Annotated in this window: 5 protein-coding genes and 1 pseudogene; 1 reads left to right on the forward strand and 5 read right to left on the reverse strand. The window is 70.4% G+C overall.

The annotated features are described in order from the left end of the window. The 3 genes and pseudogenes from VFX99_RS03790 to VFX99_RS03800 all read right to left on the reverse strand — a co-directional run. Nucleotides 1-542 (reverse strand): annotated as a pseudogene (locus VFX99_RS03790) (hypothetical protein); the annotation flags it as partial. Then, nucleotides 539-1,216 carry a response regulator transcription factor gene (locus tag VFX99_RS03795; protein WP_329664987.1) on the reverse strand — a complete coding sequence of 226 codons (678 nt, stop codon included), beginning with the start codon at nt 1,214-1,216 and terminating at the stop codon, nt 539-541. The pseudogene VFX99_RS03790 and the gene VFX99_RS03795, both read right to left, overlap by 4 nt. After that, entirely contained in the window at nt 1,204-2,499 is a 1,296-nt protein-coding gene (locus VFX99_RS03800) for a sensor histidine kinase (protein ID WP_329664988.1), read from the reverse strand. Before VFX99_RS03800 ends, VFX99_RS03795 begins: the two co-directional genes overlap by 13 nt. Nucleotides 2,500-2,731: 232 nt before the next feature. Between VFX99_RS03800 and VFX99_RS03805 the strand changes: the two genes are divergently transcribed. Then, on the forward strand, nt 2,732-2,998 hold the full coding sequence (locus VFX99_RS03805; protein WP_329664989.1) for a GlsB/YeaQ/YmgE family stress response membrane protein: 267 nt from the start codon (nt 2,732-2,734) through the stop codon (nt 2,996-2,998). A gap of 64 nt (nt 2,999-3,062) precedes the next feature. Here the strand turns inward: VFX99_RS03805 and VFX99_RS03810 are convergent, their stop codons facing one another. Both VFX99_RS03810 and VFX99_RS03815 read right to left on the reverse strand, forming a co-directional pair. Beyond that, on the reverse strand, nt 3,063-4,805 hold the full coding sequence (locus VFX99_RS03810; RefSeq protein WP_329664990.1) for a DUF5605 domain-containing protein: 1,743 nt from the start codon (nt 4,803-4,805) through the stop codon (nt 3,063-3,065). A 3-nt stretch (nt 4,806-4,808) separates the two neighbouring features. Beyond that, nucleotides 4,809-7,086, reverse strand: a 2,278-nt coding sequence (locus tag VFX99_RS03815) for a family 78 glycoside hydrolase catalytic domain (protein WP_329664991.1), incomplete at its 5' end; no start/stop codon positions are given.

Below are 7,086 nucleotides of genomic sequence, written 5' to 3' on the forward strand. Positions count from 1 at the left end.
TCGAGGGAGGCATCCATCGAAGTACCCTCCAGTTCGCGGGGAAGGGTGAGCGTCGCGCGCACCTCGCCGCCGAAGAGCCACCAGGGCCCGAATCGGTGCGGGGTCGCCACCGCGAGGGCATCGCCGTCGCGCTCGAACGTCCACGCGCCGACCCCGCCGCCGCTCGTGACCTCGAGCGAGGCCTCCGACACGTCGTCGAACTCGACGCGCAGCGAGGCCGCGTCGACGTCCACGTTCAGCCGATTGACACCGGCCACGTCCATCGTCTGGGTCTCGGTGCGCACGCTCGCGGCGGCGATCGTCGAGAACGTCGCGGAGCCCAGTGCACCCAGGATGATGGCGCAGCCGAGCGCGATCGCGAGGATCGCCACGACGCGCGACGCGCCACTGGTCTCAGGCGGCCGGCCCGGAGGCTGCACCGGCTGCTGGGGCGCATACCCCGCCGGCGGAGGCCCGTAGGGCGGGGGCGGGGGTGGCGCGTAGGCGGCGGGCGGCGGTCCGGCGGGCTGCGGCGTGGCCGGCGGGGTGTTCATGGTGCTCATCGGAAGGCTCCTGTCTGCGGCTGTCCGCCGTCGTGTCCGAGGTGTGCGAGTGCTGCGAGCACGCGCCGATTGCCGGATTCGTCCGGCTCGAGGTCGAGCTTCTGGAATATGGCGGTGATGTACTTCTCGACGCTGGCTTCCGAGACGAAGAGCGTCGCCGCGATGGCCTGGTTGGACTTGCCCTCGGCGATGAGCGCCAGCGTCGACGCTTCCCGCGGGGTGAGGCGCTGCATCCGCTCATCTCGTGGTCGCCGGCTCAGCAGCTGGGCGACCACCTCGGGGTCGAGCACCGTCGCTCCCTCGCTGATTCGGACGATGGCCGCGAGGAAGTCGGTCACGTCGGCCACGCGGTCCTTCAGCAGGTACCCGAGGGCCCCGCCCTGTCCGGTGATGAGATCGGTCGCGTAGCGCTCCTCGACGTACTGCGAGAGCACGAGGACCGGAAGCGTCGGGTTCTCGGATCGCAGCCGCAGTGCGGCGCGGATGCCCTCGTCCGTGAATGTCGGCGGGAGCCGGACGTCGAGGATGCACAGGTCGGGTGCAGTACGGGCGACTGTCTCGTCCAGCGCGTCCGCGTCGGGAAGGGCCGCGACCACCTCGTGGCCGGCATCTTCGAGAAGGCGGACGAGGCCCTCACGCAGGAGGACGGAGTCCTCGCAGATCAGGATGCGCACGGGACGCTCACCTCCAACGAGGTGGGTCCACCCTGCGGGCTGTCCAGCCGGACGGTTCCGCCGGCCGCGAGGATGCGGTTCGAGATCCCGTCGAGACCGCCTCCGGCCGTCACCTGAGCGCCGCCGATCCCGTTGTCCTCGACGCGCGCCCACAGGGTTCCGCCTTCACGCTGCCGCACGACCACTCGGCATTCGCCCGCGCGGGAGTGCTTGGCCGCATTGGTGAGCGTCTCGGCGATGGCGAAGTACACCGCGGCTTCGGCGTTGCGGTCGCAGCGCGCGTCGAGCCGGACATCCAGGTGGACGGGAATGTGCGATCGTCCGGCGAGGGCCGACAGCGCGGCATCCAGCCCTCGATCGTCGAGAACGGACGCATGGATGCCGCGGGCCAGCTGCCTCAGCTCGGTGATGGCCGCTTTGGTCGAGGTGTGAGCCTCGGCGAGCAGCTCCTTGGCCGCCGCCGGGTCATCGTCGATCTTCTGCTGCGCGAGGCCGAGCGTCATTCCGACCGAGACCAGCCGCGGCTGGACGCCGTCGTGGAGGTCGCGCTCGATGCGGGTGCGCTCGACTTCGGACGCGCGGATGGCGCCCGCTCGCTGTGCGTCGGAGGTACGGGCCTGCTCCGTGAGCTGCGCTTCGCGTGTCGGCACCACGATCACGCGGGCGAGCACACCGTGCAGCAGCGCGATGCCGACCACGGCGGCGAGTGCGACGACAGCGGCGAGGACACCCACGACCGATGCCCAGGCCACCGGAACGTCGATTCCGGTGCCGGCCAGACGCACCGACCCGCTGCGGGCGAAGAGGGGAGCGAAGGCGAGCACGATGCCGGAGGCGAAGATCGAGAGAAGGGGCAGGACGACCAGTCCCAGGATGGTGGAGATGGCAGCGCTGGCGACGGCGCGCCACATGGACGGGTCGATGAACTGGTGCCAGACCATGCGGAGCCATCCGCCGAAGCCCGGGCGCGTACGCGCGCGGGGCCGCAGTCCGGGAAGGCCGAGCGAATACAGGCCGTCGACGCGGGCGGTCTCGAGCCAGCCCAGGGCGTACAGCGCATAGACGAAGCCCAGGAGCAGCACGAGCCCGATGCCGAGGACCGGTACGAGACCGAGTCCGACGCCCAGCAGCGTCGCGAGGATGGTGAAGAAGATCGGCCCGACGACGCCGAGGGCGGCCAGCTGTGCGATCGCGCCTGCGACGCGGAGAGGGGAGAGAGCGGTGGAGCGACGCGTTGCGGGTGCCGCCGGGGCGGCCGGCTGCGTCAGAGTCTGGGAGGTCATGCCTCCACCGTAGGTTCGCGACTCTCGCCGCGCCCCCCGGGCGTCCCGACGGCTCGGCTCGGGTTATCCCGAAGGTTCGCGACGGCGGTGGGAACAATAGCCCATGCGGCGTGCCGGAAGGGGCCGATGGCCGCAGGGAGTAGGGTTCCCTCAGCCCTCGCATCCCGATTCGGCGAGGGCTGCGCCCGGGCTTCCGGGCGCGTTCCCCCCAAGAGAAGAAGAGAGACACATCATGGGATTCCTCGCATTCCTCATCCTCGGCCTCGCCGCCGGTGCCATTGCAAAGCTCATCCTGCCGGGCAAGCAGGGCGGCGGCTGGCTCATCACACTGCTCCTGGGCGTCGTCGGCGCCCTGCTCGGCGGATGGCTGGGCAGCGTGCTGTTCAATGCTCCGCTCCAGGACTTCTTCTCGATCCAGACCTGGCTGCTCGCCATCGGCGGATCGATCATCGTCCTGCTCATCTACGGCCTCATCGTCAACCGCAAGAAGCGCGTCTGACATACCGGAAGGCGCCGGCGGAGCAGCATCCGCCGGCGCCTTCCGCGTGCGCGGGAACTGCGCTTCAGGCCGCTCTCCGGGCGCGGATCGCCATGAACTGGCGGCCGGGGAGGTCCACCCGCAAGACGCCGGTGTGACGCCCGGGCACAGCCTCGACGGTCATCCCCCACGTGTCGATCACGTCGACCTCGAACTCGCCCTCGGGCAGCACGACGTTGCGGAACCGCGGGCGGTTGAATCCGAAGTAGAGCAGCACGTACTCGTCCGCGACGCCGCCGAACGGAACGTCCCAGTCCGACGGCAGGGGGTCCACGACGCCGGTGGGCGACTCGCCGATGATCCGGTCGAGGAAGGCCATGCGGGCCGGGCTCTCGCCCACGAGCTCGCCGCCCTTGGACCACCACAGCTCGTGAGCCTCGTTGAGGTACGTCTCGCCGTGGCCCACGTAGCCGCCGCGGACGGCGCCCTCCCAGCAGCGCCGAACGAGTTCCTCGGCCGTGAGGTTGCCCCAGCCCTGGTCGATGTCGCCCTCGTACCCGCACTCATCGATGACGATCGGCTTGTTCCACTGCTCGCGCCAGTGGTCGGTGTTCTCGGCGGTGCGGTACACGTCCACGCGCTGCACGCTGGCGTGCGTGATCCACGGCCGTGTCTGGTCGTAGAACGGGCGGCAGTTGTGGATCGAGGTGAGGTGCCCGTGCGGGTCCTCCTCCTGGATGATCTCGGCGATCCGCTCCCAGTCGTCCTCGGTCTTGGCCCACAGCAGGTCGTACTCGTTCGCCAGCGCCCACCATACGTTGGCGTAGGCGGCGAGCCGCCGCACGACGTAGCGGAGCGCCCGTTCATCGACGGCTCGGCCGAGGTCGGCGAAACCCCAGCGGTCGTAGGCGTGGAAGAGGATCAGGTCGGCCTCGATGCCCAGCTCGCCGAGCTGCGCGATCCGGTCCTCGAGCCGGCGGAAGTGGGCGGTGTCGAACCGCTCCAGGTCGAAGCCCTCCGCAAGCGATCCGACGAACGGAAAGTCCTCGGGCTCGTTCTCGTTGTAGAGGTACGACTTCGGGAAGACGCACATCCGCATCTTCGTGAAGCCCGACCCCTCGAGGGCGCGCAGCGTCCGCTCCTGCAGGTCTTCGGACTGGTGGGTCCATGCGTACGCGGTGGTGCCGACCGGGCGGTACCGCGTGCCGTCCGCGTGGGCGAAGTGGAAGCCCTCGACATGCAGCGGCCCGTGAGTGCCGGGCGCCGGCTCGGTCACGACCACTTCGCCGACGATGCCGTCGAGTGAGCGGGCGGTCGATGCCGTCTCGAACACCCACCGGCCCACGGACTCGGCGAGCAGCCGGACCGCATACACACCGTCGCCGTCGTAGAAGCCGCCCGCGTGGAGCACCCGCGCGCCGTCGGTGAAGGATGCACCGAACTCGACATCGACGAACGGGTTGCCGTGGCCGGGCCCGGCGAAGCGCACCTCGATGACACCCCACTGCGGGGTGGCGCCGGGGAGGGTGACCTCCGCCGACGCGCGCGGCACGTCGTCGCCCTCGTAGTCGTTCCGCGGCTCGACCGCCGGTGCGTATGGCGCCCGCGCCGGTGCACCTTCGTCGAGTTCGCCGAGCGCCTCCCAGAACCGGTCCTTGTCCACGGACTCCGAGAGGCCGGGAACGAGGTTGACCAGCTGCCCGAGTCTCACGTCCTTGAACTGGGACGCCATCGGCGAGGCGGCGATACCGGGGAGGAACACCTCGAGGACCGAGCGCGCCGCGGGGCTGTCGAGCGCCTCGCCGAACGTCGAACTGCGATCGAACATCATCTAGCCTTCCGAGATTGCAGCGAGCGCCTCTTCGACGTACTCGAGCAGCGAATGCGGAGTGAACATGAGGGATTGGCGGACCGTCCGTCCATGCGTCCACACCGTCTCGCGGCGCACGACATCGGCCTGCGCGGGGTCGTGATGCTCGATCGCGTCGATCAGGGCGCGGTACGCCCGGGGGTCGTCGATCACGGAGGCGGTCGACGAGTCGAGATGGAACGGGCCGGCGAAGGGTCGCGGCGCGCGGTCGTCCGTCGTCCACTCGTGGGTGCCCGACCCGACCTCGAACGGCTCGCGGCCGGGCAGCTCGACGACCGCCGTGGTGTTGGGCGGCACCTCCGCGCTCACGACGATGCCCGATCCTTCGCGCCGCCATCCGACGGATGCCGGACCGTACGGCGTATCGTGCCGTGCGGACGCGTGCTCGAGTTCCCGCAGCGGTCGCGGCGCGATGCGAACCCGCCGGTACCCGGGTTCGTCGGGGGCGAGACCTGCGACAGTGCGATGCAGCCAGTCGGCCACCGCGCCGAGGGCGTAGTGATTGAACGAGGTCATCTCGCCCGGGTTGACCGAGCCGTCCTCGAGCAGGCTGTCCCAGCGCTCCCAGATCGTGGTGGCACCCATCGTGACCGGGTACAGCCACGAGGGGTTCTCGGTCTGCAGCAGCAGGCGGGCGGCCTCGTCCAGATAGCCGCCGTCGGTCAGCGCGTCGGTGACCAGGGGCGTGCCGACGAACCCGGTGCCGATGCGATAGCCGCCTCCCCGGACGAGCTCCGCCAGGCGCTGCGCCAGCCGCGCACGGACGCTCTCGTCGGTCACCAGGTCGAACGTCAGCGCGAGTGCGTACGCGGTCGGCGCGTCAGACATCATGCGGCCACGCGGGGTGACGTACTCGGCGACGAACGCGTCCCGGCTCGTGTCGGCGAGTGCGCCGTACTTCTCGGCATCCGTCGTCTCTCCGAGCAGGGCAGCGGTGTCCGCCACGATGCGCAGCGACCGCGCCAGGTACGCGCTCGCGACGATGTCGGAGTCGACCTTGGCCTGCGCCGGCTTGTCGGGCGGGGCTGACGGATCGAGCCAGTCGCCGAGCTGGAACGTGTGCGCCCACAGCCCGTCGGTCGAGACGCGCAGGACGGCGTCGACCCAGTCGCGCATGCTGGCGTACTGGTCGCGCAGGATGCCGGCATCGCCGAATCGCTCGTGCAGCACCCAGGGCGTGACGGTCGCGGCATCCCCCCACGCGGCGACCGCGGCGGGGCCGCCGAAGCCGGGCAGCGCGGCCGGGACGACGAGCGGGACGTTGCCGGCGGTGTGCGCCTGCTCGATCGCGAGGTCGCGCAGCCACGAGGTCAGGAACCCGTCGCAGTCGTAGAGGAAGCTGGCGGTGGGGGTGAACACCTGGATGTCGCCGGTCCATCCGAGCCGCTCGTCCCGCTGGGGGCAGTCGGTGGGAATGGACAGGAAGTTGCCGCGCATGCCCCACACGACGTTCTCGTGCAATCGGTCGAGTTGCGCGTGCGAGGACTCGAACCAGCCCGTGCGGGTCATGTCCGTGTGCAGCACCACGGCCTCGACGGCGGCGGGGTCGAACTCCCCCGGCCATCCGTCGATCTGGGCATACCGGAACCCGTGGAACGTGAAGCGCGATTCCAGGGTCTCCTCCCCGTCGCCGGCGAGGTCGAAGACCGCGGTCGACGCCGAGTTGCGCAGCGGCCGCAGGGCGAGCTCGCCCTCATCGAGCACCTCGGCGTGCCGCACCGTGAGCGAGGTGCCGGACGCACCTGTCACCCGCAGGCGGAGCCGTCCGACGAGGTTCTGGCCGAAGTCCAGAATCAGTCCGCCTGTCGGGGAAGTGAGGACGTCGGCGACCGGAAGCGTCTCGGTCCGGCGCACCGGGGGTGCGATCCGCGCTTCGGGAACGGGGACGTTCTCGTAGCCCGGCTTGGCAGCGGCTCCGATGCGCACCGGCGTCCAGGCCTCGTCGTCGTAGCCGGACGCCGACCATCCGTCGTCTGCTCGGCGCAGGTCCTGGTGCTCGCCGGCATAGATGCCGGACGCGACGACCGCTCCCGTGCCGTCGGCACGCCACCCGTCGTCGGTCGCGATCGTGCGGACTGACCCGTCCTCGAACTCGATGCGCAGCTGCGCCAGGAAAGCGGGCTGGTCGCCGTACACGCGGTCGGCGAAGGCGAAGAATCCGTATTTCTCGGTGTACCAGGCGCCGGCCACGGTCGCGCCGATCACGTTCTCACCGGGCTGCACCAGCGCAGTGACGTCC

It is taken from the genome of Microbacterium sp. (assembly GCF_036277215.1).
Classification (GTDB): Bacteria; Actinomycetota; Actinomycetes; order Actinomycetales; family Microbacteriaceae; genus Microbacterium.